The organism is Bacillota bacterium (genome assembly GCA_023511835.1).
GTDB lineage: Bacteria > Bacillota > Sulfobacillia > JAIMAT01 > JAIMAT01 > JAIMAT01.
Map to the genome: position 1 here is coordinate 32,214 of JAIMAT010000005.1, position 16,508 is coordinate 48,721.

A 16,508-nucleotide genomic window follows, 5' to 3' on the forward strand; every position below is an offset into this window, starting at 1 on the left:
CGCCCGCCCGCGCCGTCCGTCCGTGCCGTTTACTCCGGCTCGAGGGCCGGGGCCCTGGCCTGGTTCCGGCGGTAGACGATCTCCAGGCCGGCCAGCGTCAGGAAGGGGTCGACCCGCTGGATGCACTCGCTCTCCGACGCCACCAGCTCGGCGTAGCCCCCCGTTGCCACCACGGCCGTCTCTTGCCCCAGCTCGCGCTGGATCCGCCGCACCAGGGCGTCCACCTGTCCGGCGAAGCCGAAGAGGATGCCCGACTGCATCGAGTGGACGGTGTTCCGCCCGATGACGCGGGGCGGCCGGACCAGCTCGACGCGCGGAAGCTTGGAGGCGTGTTCGAAGAGCGCCTCGGTGGAGATGCCGATGCCGGGCGCGATGACGCCGCCCAGGTAGCTTCCGCCGGCGTCCACCACGTCGAAGGTGGTGGCGGTGCCAAAGTCGACCACGATGACCGGGCCGCCGTACTTCTCGTAGGCGGCGACGGCGTCGACGATGCGGTCGGCGCCCACCTCGCGCGGGTTCTCGTAGCGGATGGGCATGCCGGTATGCACCCCGGGGCCCACCACCAGCGGCTCCACGTGCAGTTCCTGGCGCAGGAAGCGTTCCAGGGCGGCCAGGGCGGGCGGGACGACGCAGGCGACGGCGGCCCCGTCCACCTCCTCCGGCCGCTCGCCGGAGCGGTCGAAGAGCACCTGGAGCACCACCGCCCACTCGTCCGACGTCCGCTCCGGGCGCGTCGAGACGCGCCAGTGGCGGACCAGCTGGCGCCCGCGGTAGAGGCCCAGCATGGTGGTCGTGTTGCCGACGTCAAGCGCGAGTAACATTCTCCACCTTCGCCTCCACGGTGCCGCCGGCGGCGGCCACCAGCCCGCTCCGCCTCAGCCCGCGGTAGACGGCCACGGTCAGCACCATGGCCACCAGCGCCTCCGGCAGCCCCTGCACCACGGCGATGCCCAGCGAGAGCTGCCAGGGCAGGTAGCCGCGCAGCGTGACCAGCCCCAGCACGCCCACGGTGTTGGTCAGGCTCCCGGCGAGCGCCGCCAGCGCCGGCCCCACGTCACGCTGGCGGAGCCAGCGCAGCACCAGCCAGGCGCTGGCCGCGGCCACCGCCAGCGAGGCGACCAGGCCCGCGGGGGTGACCCCCGGGTAGGGGGAGCGGACCGAGGTGGGCAGGCCCCCCGCCAGGCGGTAGGTGGCGTCGCCCAGCGCCAGCGCCACCAGCGCCGCCACCGCAGCGCGACCGGCGCGGTGGCGGGCCGCCCGGAAGGCCGCCCAGGCCACCAGACCGATGAGGATGCGCGGCACGAAGGCCACCAGGGGGTCGCTGAACATCACCCGGGCCACCGGGTTGGCGGCGTGGGTGAGCGCCTGCCAGTAGCTGAAGGTGCCGAAGAGAAAGCCGGCGACCGCGCCGGCCAGCGGGCCCTCGGCCAGGGCCGCCAGGATGACGGGGATGTGGATGGTGGTGGCCGAGCCCGCGGGCGTCGGTACCGGGATGAAGCCCAGCGGGGTCATGCCCAGGACGACAACCAGCGCGCCCATGAGGGCGGTGACGACCATGCTGCGGGTGCGGGAGCGGCGCTCTGCCACGTGCACGGGGATCCCTCCGTTCCGGCTCCGCCTCCGCGGATGCCGTTCGTCGGACTGGCGGCGGCCCGGGTCGCGCGGCCTCGCGGTGCGAGCCGGCGGCTTCCGCCCGCGCCTGCGAACCGGGCCGATTCAGTATAAGCGCCCCGCCCCCACCGCGGGAAGCGGAGCCTCCCTTCAGCGGAAGAGGCGGGCCACGAGGGCGGTGATGCCGGCGGCGATGAGCGGGCCGGTCGGCACGCCGCCCACCAGCACGCCGGCGATGGAGCCGGCGATCAGGCCGACCATGACCGAGGGCTGGCGGGCGAGGAGCTCCACGCCGTCCTTGGCGACATAGGCGGCGGCCGCGCTGACCAGCACCGCCACCAGGCCGGCCGGACGCAGCAGCTCGGCGAAGAAGGCGCCCAGCGGGATCCTCCCGTCGGCCACCGGGACCAGGATGGCCAGGATGAGCAGGAAGATGCCGGCGCTGATCCCGTAGCGGCCCAGCCAGCCCAGCAGCGGGGTCGCCCCGGCCAGGCGGAGCAGGATGAGGACGGCGGCCGAGCCGGCCAGGAGGCTGTTTCGGGCCAGGAGTCCCAGGGCCAGGAGAAGGAGGAGGATGAACAGCGGTTCCGACTCTCCGAGCACCCTCTCGCCCCCCAGGGCGGGAGCAACCCGCCCAGCCCCGTGTTATTCGACCGGGCCCGAAATATGCCGCGGGCCAAGAGGAGCGCGGCCCGGCGCCGGGGAGGGGCGCGCCCGCGGTGCGGTCGGGCGCGCCGCACCTCGGTCAAGCGGCGGCGAATACCCTGCTCCCGCGGCGCGGGGAGCCGGCGCTTCCGCCCGAGGCGCGGCCGCGGCGCCCCCGCCGGGAGGAGGGGAGAGCGTGCACGAACGAGGCTGGTCGGAGATCTTTCCCTATCCCGTCCAGGGCCGGAGACCGAAGCCCCGCGAGCAGGGGCTGACCATGGTCATCGACAAGGGGCTCGGCCTTCGGGCGACGCAGGATCTGCTGGAGATGGCGGCGGACGCCATCGACGTCATCAAGCTGGCCTTTGGGACGCCGGTGCTCTACCCGGCCGAGCGGCTGCGCGAGAAGGTGCACCTCATCCAGAGCTACGGGATCCCCGCCTACCCGGGCGGGACGCTTCTGGAGGTGGCCGTGGTCCAGGGACGCTTTCAGGACTTCCTGGACGAGGCGGAACGGATCGGCTTCCGGCGCCTGGAGGTCTCCGACGGGACCATCCCCATGACACCCGACGTGCGCGCGGAGATCATCCGCCTCTGCCGCGAGCGCGGCTTCGAGGTGGTCAGCGAGGTGGGCAAGAAGCATCCCGCCGACCGGGTCCCCTCCACCAACCTGGTGGAGCAGGTGGCCGCCGACCTCGAGGCGGGGGCCAGCCACGTGATCATCGAGGGGCGCGAGTCGGGCAAGGGCGTGGTCATCTACCAGGAGGACGGCTCCATCGACGACGACGAGCTGGAGTACATCACCCGCCACGTGCCCGACCTGAGCCGGCTGATCTGGGAGGCGCCGCTCAAGTCCCAGCAGCAGGACCTCATCCTGCGCTTCGGGCCCAACGTCAACCTGGGCAACGTCCATCCCGAGGACGTGCTCGCCTGCGAGGCGCTGCGCGTCGGCCTGCGCGGCGACACGCTCAGGGACGCGCTCCTCCGCCATCCGGAGCGCTTCCCCTTCCCCTACCTGCTGGAGCGCGAGGGGTGAGGCGGGAACGGCGGGAGCGCGGCCCCGCGGGGCCGGCCCCGCCCCCCGGCAGCCGCCGGGCCAGCTCGCCCAGCACGCGGCGCTCGACTGCGGCCAGCGCCTCACGACTCCAGCCGGCCACGTGCGGCGTCAGCAGCACCCGAGGGTGGCCGGCCAGGGGGTCGGGTTCGCGGAGCGGCTCCTCGCGCACGTCGAGCGCGGCCGCCGCCGGGCGGCCGCGCTCCAGGGCGGCGAGGAGCGCCTCTTCGTCCACCAGGGCGCCGCGGGCGGTGTTGACCAGGAGCGAGCCGGGCCGGAGGAGCGCGAGCCTCCCCGCGTCCAGCAGGTGATAGGTCTCGGCCGTCAGGGGCAGGTGGAGGCTGACCACGTCGGAGCGGCCCAGCAGCTCCTCAAGGCCGCTCCACGCCACCCCTGGCGGGGCGGGGACCGGATGCCGGGGAGGGAGGGCCAGGACGCGCATACCCCAGGCCAGCGCCCGGGCGGCCACCCGGCGGCCCACCGCCCCGAAGCCGACCACGCCCCAGGTGCGGCCCGCCAGCTGGCGGCCGGCCATGGCGAGGCGCTCCGCCGGCCCGGCGCGGCTCCGGCCGAGCGCCCGTTCCAGGTGGCGGCTGGCGGCCAGGGCGAGGAGCCAGGTGAAGTCGGCCGTCGCCTCGGCGTTAAGAGCGGGCGCGGAGACCACCTCGACCCCCAGGCGGCGCGCCGCCTCCAGGTCGACGTTGTCCAGGCCGCTGCCGAGCCGGGCGACGAGGCGGAGCGGAGGCGTCAGCGCCTCCAGCAGGGCCTCCTCCACCCGCGTCCGGTTCCGCACCACCAGCGCCCACGGGCGCTCGCCGGCCGGGGGGCGACCGCCCTCGAGCCTCCCGCCGGCCACGTAGACCGCCTCGTCCAGGCGGCGCAGCGAGTGCCAGAAGAAGGCCGAGACCGGCTCGGTCACCCAGACCGCCATGCTCTCCCCCGGGGAGGAGTCTATGCGGCCGCCTCCCAGTCGCGGAGTCCGAAGAGCCTGGCGGCGTTGCCCCCCAGGAAGAGGCGGATCGACTCCTCCGGCCAGCGCAGGTAGCGGACGGCGCGCAGCTGGTCGGCCAGGTAGCGTTCCACGAAGCCGCGCGGGAACCAGCTGGAATCGGTGCCGAAGAGGATGCGCTCCGGGCCCAGCATCTCGTAGGCCTTCTGCAGGAGGGACTCCAGGGTGAGCGGGTAGGGCATCCAGCGCATCCACTGGTTCGAGCCCGAGGTGTCCACATAGACGTTGGGCAGGCTCCAGCAGAGCTGGAGCAAGTCCTGCCAGTAGCCGGCGCCGAAGTGGGGGATGATGAAGGGGATGTCCAGGAACTCCCTCGCCACCGGCCAGATGGTGAGCGGGCTCATGCGCGGCGCGTAGACGATGCCGCCCGCGTGGCCCAGCAGGCCGAAGTGGATGAGCACCGGGATGCGCCGCTCGGCCAGGTATTTCCAGATCGGGCGCAGCGACGGATCCTCGAACGGGACGGGCATGCGCGGCCCGAACATCTTGTAGCCCACGAAGCCGTACTCCTCCACCCCGCGGCGAAGCTGCTCCAGCGCGTCGGGAGCGGTGGGGTCGTGGTGGACCATGCCCAGGAAGCGATCGGGATGGCGCCGGACCACCTCCGCCAGGCGCTCGTTGCCACCGCCGGTGACGAAGGTGATGCGGTCGACACCGTGACGGTCCAGATCCTCCACCCAGCGGTCGGCCAGGCGCGCCGCCTCCTCCGGCGTGGCGGGCGCGGGCTCGGGCGGTCCGGGGAACTGCCACTCCTCGCGCATCCGCCGGTCGCGCTCCCGGGCGTAGGCGGCCAGCGCGGGATGCTCGGGGCCGGTGGAGGGCCACCGGCCGTAGACGAAGTGGGCGTGGACGTCCAGGATGCGGAAGCCTTGGTAGGCCACCGGATCACCTCCTGAAAAGCCTTGCGGAAGCCGGCCTCCCGCCGGGCGGGAGGCGCGGGCGGCGGGAGTGGAGGAGGAGGGGGCGCGCCGCGCCCTCGAAGGGCGCGGCCGTCCCCGGGGACGGCCGCGCCGGAAGCTCTCAGGCGCCCTTCAACTTGCTCGCCAGCCAGCGCGAGAAGCCGCGGGCGATGGTCTGGCGGTTGGCCTCGGCGATGGCGGTGGTCAGCGGGATCCCCTTCGGGCAGGCGCGGACGCAGTTCTGGGCGTTGCCGCAGCCGGTCACCCCGCCCGCCTCCATCAGCGCGTCCAGCCGCTCGGCCGCGTTGTAGCGGCCCGTCGGGTGGGCGTTGAAGAGGACTACCTGGGCGATGGGCTGCGCGCCGATGAAGTCCGACTGCGGCCCGTAGTTGGGGCAGACCTCCAGGCAGACGCCGCAGGTCATGCAACGCGAGAGCTCGTAGCGCCAGGACTGCTCCGCGTCCGAGATGCGCGGCCCGGGCCCCAGCGGGTAGGTGCCGTCGATGGGGATCCAGGCCTTGACGCGCTTCAGGTTCTCGAACATGCGCGTCCGGTCGACGATCAGGTCGCGCACCACCGGGAAGGAGTGCATCGGCTCCAGCGTTACCGGCTCCTCCAGGTGGTCGATGAGCGTGGAGCAGGCCTGCCGGGCGCGGCCGTTGATCACCATGCTGCAGGCGCCGCAGACCTCCTCCAGGCAGCTCGACTCCCAGGCCACCGGCGCCGTCGGCTTGCCGGCGCTGTTGACCGGGTTCCGCTGGATGGCCATCAGCGCGCTGATCACGTTCATCCCCGGCTCGTACGGGATCTCGAAGTCCTCCCAGTACGGGTCCGCCTCGGGGTTCTCCTGTCGCCGGACGTGCAGCTTGATGCTCTCCCGGGCCACGGAACCACCCTCCGATCGTTCCGATTTCAGTCGTATTTGCGCGGGCGGGGCGGGATGAGCGAGGTGTCGACGGCCTCGTAGCTGAACTTCGGCCCGTCCGGCGTGAAGGTGGCGATGGTCGTCTTCAGCCAGTGCTCGTCGTCCCGCTGCGGAAACTCGGGCTTGTAGTGGGCGCCGCGGCTCTCGTTCCGGTTGAGCGCGCCCAGCGTGATCGCCCGCGCCAGCTGCAGCATGTGGTAGAGGTGGGCGGTGAACTGGACCGACTGGTTGGTCCAGCGGCCCGCGTCGGGGGTGCCGATCCGCTCCCAGCGCTCCAGCAGCTCCTGGAGCTTGGCGTCGGTCTCGCGCAGACGGTCGTTGTAGCGGACCACCGTCACGTTGTCCGTCATCACCTGGCCCAGCTCCTGGTGGATGCGGTACGGGTTCTCCTTGCCGTCCATGCGGTAGATCCGCTCGTACCGCTCCTCCACCCGCTTCCTCTCCGCCTCGAAGAGGCTCTCGGGCAGGTCCCAGGCGTCCTGGTCGAGCCCCTCCAGGTGCTTCTGGATGGTCGGGACGACGGTCATGCCGTCGTAGATGCAGGAGAGGAGCGAGTTGGCGCCCAGCCGGTTGGCGCCGTGGTGCTGGTACTCCGCCTCCCCGGCGGCGAAGATGCCCGGCACCGAACTCTGCATCCCGTAGTCCACCCAGAGCCCGCCCATGTTGTAGTGGACGGTGGGGAAGACCTTCATCGGCACCTTGCGCGGGTCGTCGCCGACGAACTTCTCGTAGATCTCCAGCACGCCGCCCAGCTTCCTCTCCAGCACCTCGGCCGGGATGTGGGTGACGTCCAGGTAGACCATGTTCTTGCCGTCGATGCCCAGGTGCTGGTTGACGCAGACGTCGAAGATCTCGCGCGTCGCGATATCCCGCGGCACCAGGTTGCCGTAGTGCGGGTACTTCTCCTCCAGGAAGTACCACGGCTTCCCGTCCTTGTAGACCCAGACGCGGCCGCCCTCCCCGCGGATGGACTCCGACATCAGCCGGTTCTTGTCCCCGCCGGGGATGGCGGTGGGATGGACCTGGATGAACTCGGGGTTGGCGTACTTCAGCCCCTGCTGGTAGAGGATGCTGAGCGGCGCGCCGTCGTTGATGATCGAGTTGGTGCTCTTGCCGAAGATGACGCCCAGCCCGCCCGTGGCGATGACCACGGCGTTGGCGCGGAAGGCGCGGATCTCCATGGAGTGCAGGTCCTGGGCGATGATGCCGCGCGCGATGCCGCGGTCGTCGATGACGGCGCCCAGGAAGTCCCACATCTCGTACTTCTGGACGCGCCCCTCCACCTCCCAGCGGCGCACCTGCTCGTCCAGCGCGTACATCAGCTGCTGGCCCGTGGTGGCTCCGGCGAAGGCGGTGCGGTGGAACTGCGTGCCGCCGAAGCGGCGGAAGTCGATCAACCCCTCGGGCGTCCGGTTGAAGGGGACGCCCATGCGGTCGAACATGTAGATGATGTCGGGAGCCGCCTGGCACATGCCCAGCACCGGCGGCTGATTGGCCAGGAAGTCGCCCCCGTAGACCGTGTCATCGAAGTGCTGCCAGGGTGAGTCGCCCTCACCCTTGGTGTTGACCGCCCCGTTGATCCCGCCCTGGGCGCAGACGGAGTGCGAGCGCTTCACCGGTACCAGCGAGAAGAGGTCGACCTGGAAGCCGGCCTCGGCGGCGCGGATGGTGGTCATCAGGCCGGCCAGGCCGCCCCCGACGACGATGATGCGGTTCTGCTTCGGCAACGTCTCTCCCCCCTACGCCACGAAGGCGATGGCCGAGCCGAGGCTGAGGAGGCTGAGCGCCACGAAGAAGACGCCCAGCACCCACTGCGCCACCTGCTGCGCCCGCGGGCTGACCAGGATCCCCCAGTCGATCCCGAAGAGCCAGAGGCCGTTGGCCAGGTGCCAGGTGGCCGAGAGGATGCCCACGACCCAGAAGGCGAAGGTCCACGGGTTGGAGAGCTCGGCCGCCACCTTGGCGAAGCTGGCGGACGGGCCCACGAAGCGCAGCGTCAGCACGTGGTAGACGATGAAGACGAAGACGATCACGCCGGTGGCGCGCTGCAGCGTGAAGTACCAGTTGCGGGCGAAGGGGTAGCGGTTGACGTTGTATTGCGCCGTCCGCATGATGACGAAACCGTAGATCGCGTGATAAAGGATCGGAAGAAAGATGAAGAGCGTCTCCACCACGATCAGAGCCGGCAGGCTTTCCAGCAGGCGCACCACCTGGTTGTAGGCCTTGGGTCCTGCCAGCGCCGCCGAGTTGGCCCAGAGGTGGAAGGTGAGGAAGACGCCGACGGGCACGACGCCACTGAGCGAATGGAGCCGGCTCCAGAAAAAGTGGCTGACGCGCAATCGCCCTCTCTCCCTTCGCCGTGCGCCCGGTCCGGCCGCCGAGCGGCGGCTAGGATGCTCGACACGGCTAGAAGTATAGCACCCGCTCCCGGCCCCGGCCGGGGCGCGCCCGCCCGGGGCGGGCGGCGGAGGGGCGGCACGATTTGGCTAGAATGGGCCCCGGGGAGGTCGCCCGTTGCTCGGCCGGCGCATCCGCCAGCTCGACCGTTTCCGTCAGGTGGCCCGGACGCTCGGCCGCTTCGGTTTCGGCTGGGTGCTGGGCCAGCTCGGCCTGGCCGGGCTGGCCCCGCTCACCCCGCTCCGCGGCCGGCCCGAGCTGGCCCGCCTGGGCCGCGCCGAGCGGCTCCGCCTCATGCTGGAGGAGCTGGGGCCCACCTTCGTCAAGCTGGGCCAGCTGGCCTCCACCCGCGCCGACCTCCTGCCCCCCGACATCCTGGGCGAGCTCTCCAAACTCCAGGAGCAGGTGGCGCCCTTCCCCTTCGCCGAGGTGCGGCGGGCCGTGGAGGGCGAGCTCGGCCGGCCGCTGGCCGAGAGCTTCCGGACCTTCGACCCGGTTCCGGTGGCGGCGGCGAGCCTGGGCCAGGTCCACCACGCCGTCCTCCACGACGGCCGCGAGGTGGCGGTCAAGGTGCAGCGGCCGGGCGTGCGCGAGCAGGTGGGCGTCGACCTGGACCTCCTGCGCGAGCTGGCCGCCCTGGCCGACCGGCGGCTGCCGCGGCGGGGTCCGACCAGCTTCCTGGAGATCGCCGAGGAGCTGGGGCGGATGCTGGACCGCGAGCTGGACTACGCCCAGGAGGCGACGCACACGGCGCGCGTCGGCCGTTTCTTCGCCGGCTCCGGGGAGGTGGTCATCCCCGCCGTCGTCCGCGAGCTGAGCGGCAGCCGGCTCCTCACGCTCTCCTGGGTGGAGGGCGTCCACCTCAGCCGCTTCCTGGCCGGGCAGGAGCGGCTGGAGGCGCCGCAGGAGGTGGCGCGCCGCATCGCCACCTCCATGTTCGACCAGATCTTCAAGCTGGGGCTCTTCCACGCCGACCCCCATCCGGGCAACGTGCTGGTCCTGCCGGACGGGCGCATCGCCTACCTGGACTTCGGCATGGTGGGCCGCCTGGGCCCGGCGCGGCGGGAGCAGTTCTCGGAGCTGGCCGTGGCGCTGCTCGAGCGCGACGCGGCAGGCATCGTCCGCGCCATCCTGGAAATGGGCATCGCCCCCGACGACCTCGACCTGCCCCGCTTCGAGGAAGAGGTGGAGGAGGTCCGCGACCGCTTCTACGAGCGCCCCCTGCGCGAGATCCCCGTCGGCGAGGCGGTCCGCTCCATCCTGGGCCTGGCCTGGCGGCATCGCATCCGCATCCCCGGCGACTTCACGGTCCTGGGCAAGACGCTCATCACGCTGGAGGGCGTGGTGGAGCGCCTGGACCCGTCCGTCAGCGTGGTCGAGCTGGCCGAGCCGTACGGCCGGCGGATCCTGCGCCAGCGGCTCGACCCGCGCCGCATCGCGCGGCGCGTGACGGAGGCGGCGGGCGAGGGCGCCCGCGAGCTGGGGGAGCTGCCCGGGGCTCTCCACGGCTTCTTCCGGCGCGCCGAGGCGGGGCGCCTCAGCCTGGAGGTGCGCAGCGCCCCGCTGGAGCGGACCGCGCGCAGCATCGAGCGCTCCTCGCGCCTCCTGGCGCAATCCCTCCTCCTCCTGGCGCTCAGCGTCCTCGCCGCCGGCCTGCTGGTGGCCGTCTCCCTGCAGGGGCCCCAGCCCCTCCTGCAGGCGCCGGGGTACGCGCGGGCCGCGCTGGCCGCGGGCGGCCTCCTCCTGGCGGTCCTGGCGGCCGAGGCGCTGCGCAGCCTGCGCGGCCGCTGAACGAGGGCCGGCCGGGCGCGGGAGGCCGGTGCCTTGACGGCCCGGCGCGCGCCCGGGATAGTGACAGCGGGCCGAGGCGGGGCCCGCGGAGGTGCAGCCGTGAGGGCCTACAGCTTCTTCGCCCGGCTCTACGACCGGGTGATGCAGGCGATCCCCTACGCCGAGTGGATCGAGTACGTGCAGGCCATCCTGGAGCGCTTCCAGGTGGCGCCGCGCTCCGTGGCCGACCTGGCCTGCGGCACCGGCAACACCACCCTGCCCTGGGCGCGCATGGGCTACCGGGTCTACGGCGTCGACCGCTCGCCGGAGATGCTGGAGGTGGCGCGCCGCAAGGCCGAGGCGGAGGGGCTCCGGGTGACCTGGCTGGAGGCGGATCTGCGCGCCTTCCGCCTGCCCGAGCCGGTGGACCTGGCCACCTGCCTCTACGACAGCCTCAACTACCTGGAGGACGAGGAGGCGCTGGAGGCCGCCTTCCGCGCAGCCTACCGCAACCTGCGGCCGGGGGGCCTGCTGGTGATGGACATGAACACCGAGTACAAGCTCCTGCACGTCGAGCCGGAGACGGAGTACTACCGCTCGCAGGACGGGGAGGAGGAGTGGCACCTGATCTGGGAGCACGGGACGAACATGGCGGAGCAGGTCTGGGAGGTGCGGCTGACCGGCTTCCTCCCCAGGGCCGGCCACCCCGGCTGCTACGAGCGCTTCGAGGAAGTCCACCGCGAGCGCGGCTACCCCGTCCGGGAGGTGGAGGCGCGGCTCGGGCGGGCGGGCTTCGAGCTCCTGGCCACCTACGACGCCTACACCTTCGATCCGCCGGTGCCGGTCTCCGACCGCCTCTTCTGGGTCGCCCGGCGCCCGCTGGGCGGCCGCCGGCCGGCGGGGAGGGCCTAGCGTGCAGATCGGCATCATCGGCCTGCCGCTCTCGGGCAAGAGCACGCTCTTCCGCCTCCTCACCGGCGGGCGCGCGGAGTCGGCGCACCCGGGCGGGCGCGCGGACGTCCGCACCGGCGTCGCCCAGGTGCCGGATCCGCGCCTGGACTTCCTGGCGACTCTCTACCACCCGAGGAAGGTGACGCCCGCCACCATCCAGCTGACCGAGACGGCCGGCTTCCTGCCCGGGCAGGGCGACCGCGCCAGGACCAACGAGTTCCTCAACGCGGTCCGCACCTCGGACGCCCTGATCCACGTGGTGCGCACCTTCGAGAGCGCCGAGCTGCCCCACCCGCGGGGGCGCGTCGACCCGCTGGCCGACGTGCGCGACCTGGACCAGGAGCTCCTCCTGGCCGACCTGGCGGTGGCGGAGAGCGCGGCCGGCAGGCTCCGCCAGGCGAGACGCCGCGGCCCGGAGGAGGAGGCGACGCTGGCGCTCCTGGAGCGCGTCCAGGAGGCGCTGGGCGAGGAGATCCCGGTCCACGACCTGGGGCTGGACGAGGAGGAGATGCGCCTCCTCCGGAACTACGCCTTCGTCACCGCCCGACCGCTCCTGGTGGCGCTCAACCTCTCGGAGGAGCAGTGGAGCGCGCGCGACTACCCGGGGCGGGCGGAGCTGGAGGACTACGCCCGGCAGCACGGGGAGCGGACGGTCACCTTCTGCGCCCGGGTGGAGCTGGAGGTGGCGGAGATGGAGACGGCGGACCGCGAGGAGTTCATGCGCGCCTACGGCATCGAAGAGACCGGCATCGTGCGCATCGCCAAGGCCGCCTACGCCTCGCTCGGCCTCGTCTCCTTCCTCACCGCCGGCGAGGACGAGGTGCGCGCCTGGCCCGTGCCGAGGGGGACGACGGCCAGGCGGGCGGCGGGGAAGATCCACTCCGACCTGGAGCGCGGCTTCATCCGCGCGGAGGTGGTCGCCTTCGACGACCTGGCCCGGCTGGGCTCCATGAAGGCCGTCCGCGAGGCGGGACTGCTCCGCCTGGAGGGGAAGGATTACGTGGTCCAGGACGGCGACATCCTCACCGTCCGTTTCAACGTCTAGCCGCCCCGGCGGCGCCGGGAGGTGGGGGTGTGCCCGACAACCTCAGCGTCGGACGAGCCGCGGTGCGCATGGCCATCTCGCTCTCACGCGAGGAGGAGGCGCGCCTCAAGGAGGAGCTGCGCGGCGAGGGCATCGCCGCCGCGGCGGTCGACCTGGGCGGCGACTTCGTCTCGAGCCTCGGCAAGATGGTGGAGCGGGCCATCGTCGCCGCCCGGCGGGAGGGCGTCATCCGCCCCATCCACGCCCACGAGGGGGCGGTGGCGGGCGCGGCGCGCGAAGCACTGGGCATCGTGGGCCAGCGGGCGCTGGGCTTCAACATCGGCGGCAAGCTGGGCGTCGCCCGCGGCGGCGGCCACCTGGCGGTGGCCGTCTTCGCCGGCGTCGGCCTGGTCTACCTGGACGACGTGGCGCTGGGGCTGGCCCACCGGGCCGTCCCCGAGTAGGCGCGCGGCCGGCCTCAGCGGCCGGCCGGCCCCTGGGGGGCGCCGCGGGGCGGCTTCCGGCCGTAAAGCCGCCCGTCCACCAGCGCCAGCAGCTCCTCGGCCGACATGCCGCCGCGGCTCTCGGCCAAGCCGAAGGTGAAGCCCAGCGAGGGCAGAGGGCGGTGGCGCGGGGCGGCCGCTTTCGCCTCCGCCGCGCCCGCCGCGGCGCGGGCCGCCGGCCGCTCCAGGCGGGCCAGCTCGGCGTTGGCCGCCTGGGCCATGCGCGCCGCCACCCGCTCGGCGACGGCGCGCGCGGTCGCCTCGTCGGTCTCCGGCAGGAGGAGGGCGAACTCGTCCCCGCCGTAGCGGGCGGGCAGGTCGGAGAGGCGGACCGCGTGGAGCATGGCGCGCGCCGCGGCGGCCAGGACGCGGTCGCCGGCGGGGTGGCCGAGGCGGTCGTTCACCTGCTTGAAGGCGTCGGCGTCGAAGAGGACCAGCGAGGTGGGGCGGCCGCTGCGGGCGCTCCGCTCCAGCTCCTGGCGGAGGCGCTGGAAGAACTGGCGGCGGTTGGCGAGGCCGGTCAGCTCGTCGGTCAGCGCCGAGGCGGCCAGCGCCTCCTGGAGGCGCCGGCGCTCGTCGCTCAGCCGGCCCAGCGCCCAGCCCGTGAGGAGCAGGGCCAGCGCCAGGCTGGCGTCCAGCGGCAGGAGGGCGGTCCGGTGCGCGGCCGCGTCCACGCCCACCACCAGCACCGCCGGCAGCAGGCCCAGCGCCACCGCCCGGCGCCGGCCCAGCGCGGTGGCGTAGAAGACGAAGGCGAAGAGGTAGCCCGACTGGAAGAAGGGGACCGGGACCACCGCCTGGGCGGCGGCGGCCGTGCCGAAGTCCAGGACGGCGGAGACGGCCAGCCAGGCGCCCAGGTGGGCCCGGCGCAGGCGGGGCACCGAGAGCAGGACGGCCAGGGAGTAGGCGACGGCGAAGAGGGCCAGCCAGGCCGTCTCGCGGCTGCGCGCGGCCGGCACCATGACCACCAGGAGGCCCAGGCTGCCGATCCAGACGGCCAGCCGGGCCAGCGAGGTGGTCCGGCTCGTCTGGCGATCCCCCACCACGGCCACCCCTCCGGGCGCGAAAGCTTTCCACCGCGGGAAGCGACTTCCTTCCCGCGGGGAGTCCCGAGCCCGCCCCGGCGCCTCGGCGCCGGCGGCCTCTTGCCGCACCCAGCGGCCTGTGGTAAAGTCCTGCGCAAATCCGGCCGCCCCGGGCGGGCGGAGCGCAAGACGGGAAGACGGTAGGGTACCGGGAGGTCCTCGTGGGCAAGACGGCAGGATGGTCCTCCTCGCCGCCGGGTGACTGGCGGCTCCCCAGGACACGTGCCCGCACGGCCCTGCGCGGCGTGCGCGGCGCCACCACGGCGGAGGACGACACGGCCGACGCCATTCGGCGGGCGACCCAGGAGCTCCTCGAGGAGCTGGTGCGGCGGAACGGCCTGCGGCCCGAGGAGCTGGCCGCGGTCTTCTTCACCCTCACCCCCGACCTGACCGCCTTCTACCCCTCCCAGGCGGCGCGCGAGCTGGGCTGGCGGCTGGTGCCGCTGCTCGACCTGGGCCAGGCCCCCGGCCCGCGGCCCGTGGCGCGCTGCATCCGGGTGCTGGCGCTCTGGAACACCACGCGGCGGCCGGAGGAGATCCGACACGTCTATCTGCGCGGGGCGGCGGGCCTGCGGCCCGACCTGGCCGCCGGCGAGGCGGGGGAGGCGGAGCCACCTTGGTCATCGTGATGCGCGAGGGTGCGGCGGCGAGCGAGGTCGAGCGGGTGGTGCGGGCGGTGGAGGAGCTGGGCCTGCGCCCGCACCGCTCCGACGGCGAGCTGCGCTCGGTGGTGGGCGTCATCGGCGACGTCAGCCGCGTCTCCGAGGAGCACTTCCTGGCGATGCCGGGCGTGGAGCGGGTGGTGCGGCTGGAGCAGCCGTACAAGCTGGCGAGCCGCGCCTTCCGCCCCGAGGGCTCGCGCGTCTGGGCGGGGCCGGTGGAAGTGGGGGGCCCCGGGATCGTGGTCATGGCCGGCCCCTGCAGCGTGGAGAGCCGCGAGCAGCTGCTGGAGGCGGCCCAGGCGGTGCGCGCGGCCGGCGCCGCCGTCCTGCGCGGCGGCGCCTTCAAGCCGCGCACCTCGCCCTACACCTTCCAGGGACTGGGAGCGGAGGGGCTCCGCCTCCTGGCCGAGGCCCGGCAGCGCACCGGCCTGCCCGTGGTGACCGAGGTGATGGCGCCCCAGGAAGTGGAGCTGGTGGCGGAGTACGCCGACGTGCTCCAGGTGGGCACGCGCAACATGCAGAATTTCCCGCTGCTCCGGGAGCTGGGGCGTGCCGGCAAGCCGGTCCTCCTCAAGCGCGGCATGTCGGCCACCGTGGAGGAGTGGCTCCTGGCGGCCGAGTACGTCCTCAGCCACGGTAACCCCGACGTCATCCTCTGCGAGCGGGGCATCCGCACCTTCGAGCCGGCGACGCGGAACACGCTGGACCTGGGGGTGGTGCCGCTGGTCAAGCGGTTGAGCCACCTGCCCGTGGTGGTCGACCCCAGCCACGCCACCGGCCTCTGGGAGCTGGTGACGCCCATGGCACTGGCCGCCGTGGCGGCGGGCGCCGACGGCCTGCTCATCGAGGTCCACCCCGACCCCAGCCGGGCGCTCTCGGACGGCCGCCAGTCGCTGCGGCCGGACCGGCTGGCGCGCCTGGTGGAACAGGCCGAGGCGGTGGCCCAGGCGGTGGGGCGCTGGATCCTCCGCCCGGAGCAGGCGGAGCTGCCCAGGCGGGCGGCGGCGGCCGGACGGTAGGGGAGGGGAGCCCGCCGTGCGTGAGCGGGCGGTGGCCATCTTCGGCCTGGGCCTGATCGGGGCCTCCGTCGGCCTCGGCCTGGCGGGGCGGCTGCGGCGGCTGGGCGCCGATCCCGACCCCGAGGCGCGCCGCGTGGCGGAGGCGACGGGCGCGGTGGAGGCGGCCCACGAGGCGCCGGGCCCCTGGCTGGGCGAGGCCTCGCTGGTCGTCCTGGCCGCGCCGCCCGGGGCGCTGCCTGCCCTGGCGGCCGCCGTGGCGCCGTGGCTCGCCCCGGACGCCGTCGTCACCGATGTGGCCGGCGCCAAGGGCCGTGTGGCCGCGGCGCTGGAGCCGCTTCTGCCCGCGGGGCGTTACGTGCCCGGCCACCCCATGGCGGGCAGCGAACGGACGGGCGCGCGCTGGGCCGATCCCGCCCTCTTCCGCGGCGCGGTCTGGTTCTTCTGCCCGCCACCGGCCGCCTCCGCCGCCGGCACCCCCACCGCGGCATGGGAGGCGGCGTACGCGCGCGCCGCCCGGCTCGCGGAGAGCCTGGGCGCCCGCCCCCTCCGGCTGCCGGCGGCGCTCCACGACCGCTGGGTGGCGCGCACCAGCCACCTGCCCTACCTGGTGGCGGCGGCGCTGGCGGCCGCGGCCGGCGTGGAGGAGTCGCAGGGCATCGCCCAGGCGGTGGCGGGCGGCTTCCGCGACGGCACGCGGGTGGCGGCGATGAACCCGGAGGTGGGCGCCGGCATGTGCCTGGCCAACCGGGAGGAGCTCCTGGCCGCGCTGGGCGCCTTCCGCCGGGCGCTGGATGCGCTGGAGGAGGCGCTCGGCGAGGGACGGGAGGAGCGGCTGGTCGGCCTCCTGGCGCGGGCCCGGGCCGCCCGCGCCGCCCTGCTCGAGGCGGCGGAGGCGGCGACGGATGGGGAGCCCGCGCCGGCGGGGCCCTCCGCGGGGAGGGATGGCGACTGAAG

At 73.9% G+C, this 16,508-nt stretch carries 17 protein-coding genes; 8 read left to right on the top strand and 9 right to left on the bottom strand.

What is annotated here, in order from left to right; translation table 11 throughout:
- Positions 1-29: 29 nt before the first annotated feature.
- From K6U79_01960 to K6U79_01970, 3 genes are all read right to left on the bottom strand, one after another.
- Positions 30-821 carry a type III pantothenate kinase gene (locus K6U79_01960; GenBank protein MCL6521127.1) on the bottom strand — a complete coding sequence of 264 codons (792 nt, stop codon included), beginning with the start codon at positions 819-821 and terminating at the stop codon, positions 30-32.
- Positions 805-1,593 carry an ECF transporter S component gene (locus tag K6U79_01965; protein MCL6521128.1) on the bottom strand — a complete coding sequence of 263 codons (789 nt, stop codon included), beginning with the start codon at positions 1,591-1,593 and terminating at the stop codon, positions 805-807. The genes K6U79_01960 and K6U79_01965 overlap by 17 nt, the downstream gene beginning before the upstream one ends.
- A gap of 168 nt (positions 1,594-1,761) precedes the next feature.
- Complete coding sequence (locus K6U79_01970) at positions 1,762-2,214, bottom strand: DUF441 domain-containing protein (protein ID MCL6521129.1); 453 nt, start codon at positions 2,212-2,214, stop codon at positions 1,762-1,764.
- On the opposite strand from K6U79_01970, the gene K6U79_01975 reads away from it, so the two are divergent.
- Positions 2,186-3,292 carry a phosphosulfolactate synthase gene (locus tag K6U79_01975; protein MCL6521130.1) on the top strand — a complete coding sequence of 369 codons (1,107 nt, stop codon included), beginning with the start codon at positions 2,186-2,188 and terminating at the stop codon, positions 3,290-3,292. The two genes, K6U79_01970 and K6U79_01975, sit on opposite strands and share 29 nt — an antisense overlap.
- Here K6U79_01975 and K6U79_01980 read toward each other — a convergent pair.
- The 5 genes from K6U79_01980 to K6U79_02000 form a co-directional block, all read right to left on the bottom strand.
- Positions 3,225-4,241 carry a 3-phosphoglycerate dehydrogenase gene (locus K6U79_01980; protein ID MCL6521131.1) on the bottom strand — a complete coding sequence of 339 codons (1,017 nt, stop codon included), beginning with the start codon at positions 4,239-4,241 and terminating at the stop codon, positions 3,225-3,227. The two genes, K6U79_01975 and K6U79_01980, sit on opposite strands and share 68 nt — an antisense overlap.
- Before the next feature lie 20 nt (positions 4,242-4,261).
- Positions 4,262-5,179: an amidohydrolase family protein gene (locus tag K6U79_01985; protein ID MCL6521132.1), complete on the bottom strand. Its 918-nt coding sequence runs from the start codon at positions 5,177-5,179 to the stop codon at positions 4,262-4,264.
- Between the two features lie 160 nt (positions 5,180-5,339).
- Positions 5,340-6,134 carry a succinate dehydrogenase iron-sulfur subunit gene (sdhB, locus tag K6U79_01990; protein MCL6521133.1) on the bottom strand — a complete coding sequence of 265 codons (795 nt, stop codon included), beginning with the start codon at positions 6,132-6,134 and terminating at the stop codon, positions 5,340-5,342.
- On the bottom strand, positions 6,131-7,819 hold the full coding sequence (sdhA, locus tag K6U79_01995; GenBank protein MCL6521134.1) for a succinate dehydrogenase flavoprotein subunit: 1,689 nt from the start codon (positions 7,817-7,819) through the stop codon (positions 6,131-6,133). The genes sdhB and sdhA overlap by 4 nt, the downstream gene beginning before the upstream one ends.
- Before the next feature lie 63 nt (positions 7,820-7,882).
- The gene (locus K6U79_02000) at positions 7,883-8,482 is read right to left on the bottom strand and encodes a succinate dehydrogenase (protein MCL6521135.1); all 600 of its coding nucleotides are present in this window, start codon (positions 8,480-8,482) and stop codon (positions 7,883-7,885) included.
- Positions 8,483-8,657: 175 nt separating this feature from the next.
- On the opposite strand from K6U79_02000, the gene K6U79_02005 reads away from it, so the two are divergent.
- From K6U79_02005 to K6U79_02020, 4 genes are all read left to right on the top strand, one after another.
- On the top strand, positions 8,658-10,331 hold the full coding sequence (locus tag K6U79_02005) for an ABC transporter (GenBank protein MCL6521136.1): 1,674 nt from the start codon (positions 8,658-8,660) through the stop codon (positions 10,329-10,331).
- A 141-nt stretch (positions 10,332-10,472) separates the two neighbouring features.
- The gene (locus K6U79_02010; protein ID MCL6521137.1) at positions 10,473-11,222 is read left to right on the top strand and encodes a class I SAM-dependent methyltransferase; all 750 of its coding nucleotides are present in this window, start codon (positions 10,473-10,475) and stop codon (positions 11,220-11,222) included.
- A gap of 1 nt (position 11,223) precedes the next feature.
- Positions 11,224-12,306: a redox-regulated ATPase YchF gene (ychF, locus tag K6U79_02015; protein MCL6521138.1), complete on the top strand. Its 1,083-nt coding sequence runs from the start codon at positions 11,224-11,226 to the stop codon at positions 12,304-12,306.
- A gap of 68 nt (positions 12,307-12,374) precedes the next feature.
- Positions 12,375-12,749 (top strand): HutP family protein, encoded by a 375-nt coding sequence (locus K6U79_02020; GenBank protein MCL6521139.1) that lies wholly within the window; start codon positions 12,375-12,377, stop codon positions 12,747-12,749.
- A 14-nt stretch (positions 12,750-12,763) separates the two neighbouring features.
- Here the strand turns inward: K6U79_02020 and K6U79_02025 are convergent, their stop codons facing one another.
- A complete protein-coding gene (locus tag K6U79_02025) occupies positions 12,764-13,834 on the bottom strand; it encodes a GGDEF domain-containing protein (protein MCL6521140.1) in 1,071 nt (356 codons plus the stop codon).
- Between the two features lie 275 nt (positions 13,835-14,109).
- On the opposite strand from K6U79_02025, the gene aroH reads away from it, so the two are divergent.
- From aroH to K6U79_02040, 3 genes are read left to right on the top strand one after another with little or no spacing between them, the layout of a single operon-like run.
- A complete protein-coding gene (aroH, locus tag K6U79_02030; protein ID MCL6521141.1) occupies positions 14,110-14,502 on the top strand; it encodes a chorismate mutase in 393 nt (130 codons plus the stop codon).
- Complete coding sequence (aroF, locus tag K6U79_02035; protein ID MCL6521142.1) at positions 14,502-15,554, top strand: 3-deoxy-7-phosphoheptulonate synthase; 1,053 nt, start codon at positions 14,502-14,504, stop codon at positions 15,552-15,554. Before aroH ends, aroF begins: the two co-directional genes overlap by 1 nt.
- 16 nt (positions 15,555-15,570) lie before the next feature.
- The gene (locus K6U79_02040; protein ID MCL6521143.1) at positions 15,571-16,506 is read left to right on the top strand and encodes a prephenate dehydrogenase/arogenate dehydrogenase family protein; all 936 of its coding nucleotides are present in this window, start codon (positions 15,571-15,573) and stop codon (positions 16,504-16,506) included.
- Positions 16,507-16,508: the final 2 nt, after the last annotated feature.

What these genes read in the sequence shown, in the direction of transcription:
- K6U79_01960 (MCL6521127.1), bottom strand. Translation starts at nt 821, where the DNA reads ATGTTACTCGCGCTTGACGTCGGCAACACGACCACCATGCTGGGCCTC.
- K6U79_01975 (MCL6521130.1), top strand. Translation starts at nt 2,186, where the DNA reads ATGAACAGCGGTTCCGACTCTCCGAGCACCCTCTCGCCCCCCAGGGCG.
- K6U79_01980 (MCL6521131.1), bottom strand. Translation starts at nt 4,241, where the DNA reads ATGGCGGTCTGGGTGACCGAGCCGGTCTCGGCCTTCTTCTGGCACTCG.
- sdhA (MCL6521134.1), bottom strand. Translation starts at nt 7,819, where the DNA reads ATGACCACCATCCGCGCCGCCGAGGCCGGCTTCCAGGTCGACCTCTTC.
- K6U79_02010 (MCL6521137.1), top strand. Translation starts at nt 10,473, where the DNA reads ATGCAGGCGATCCCCTACGCCGAGTGGATCGAGTACGTGCAGGCCATC.
- K6U79_02020 (MCL6521139.1), top strand. Translation starts at nt 12,375, where the DNA reads ATGGCCATCTCGCTCTCACGCGAGGAGGAGGCGCGCCTCAAGGAGGAG.
- aroF (MCL6521142.1), top strand. Translation starts at nt 14,502, where the DNA reads ATGCGCGAGGGTGCGGCGGCGAGCGAGGTCGAGCGGGTGGTGCGGGCG.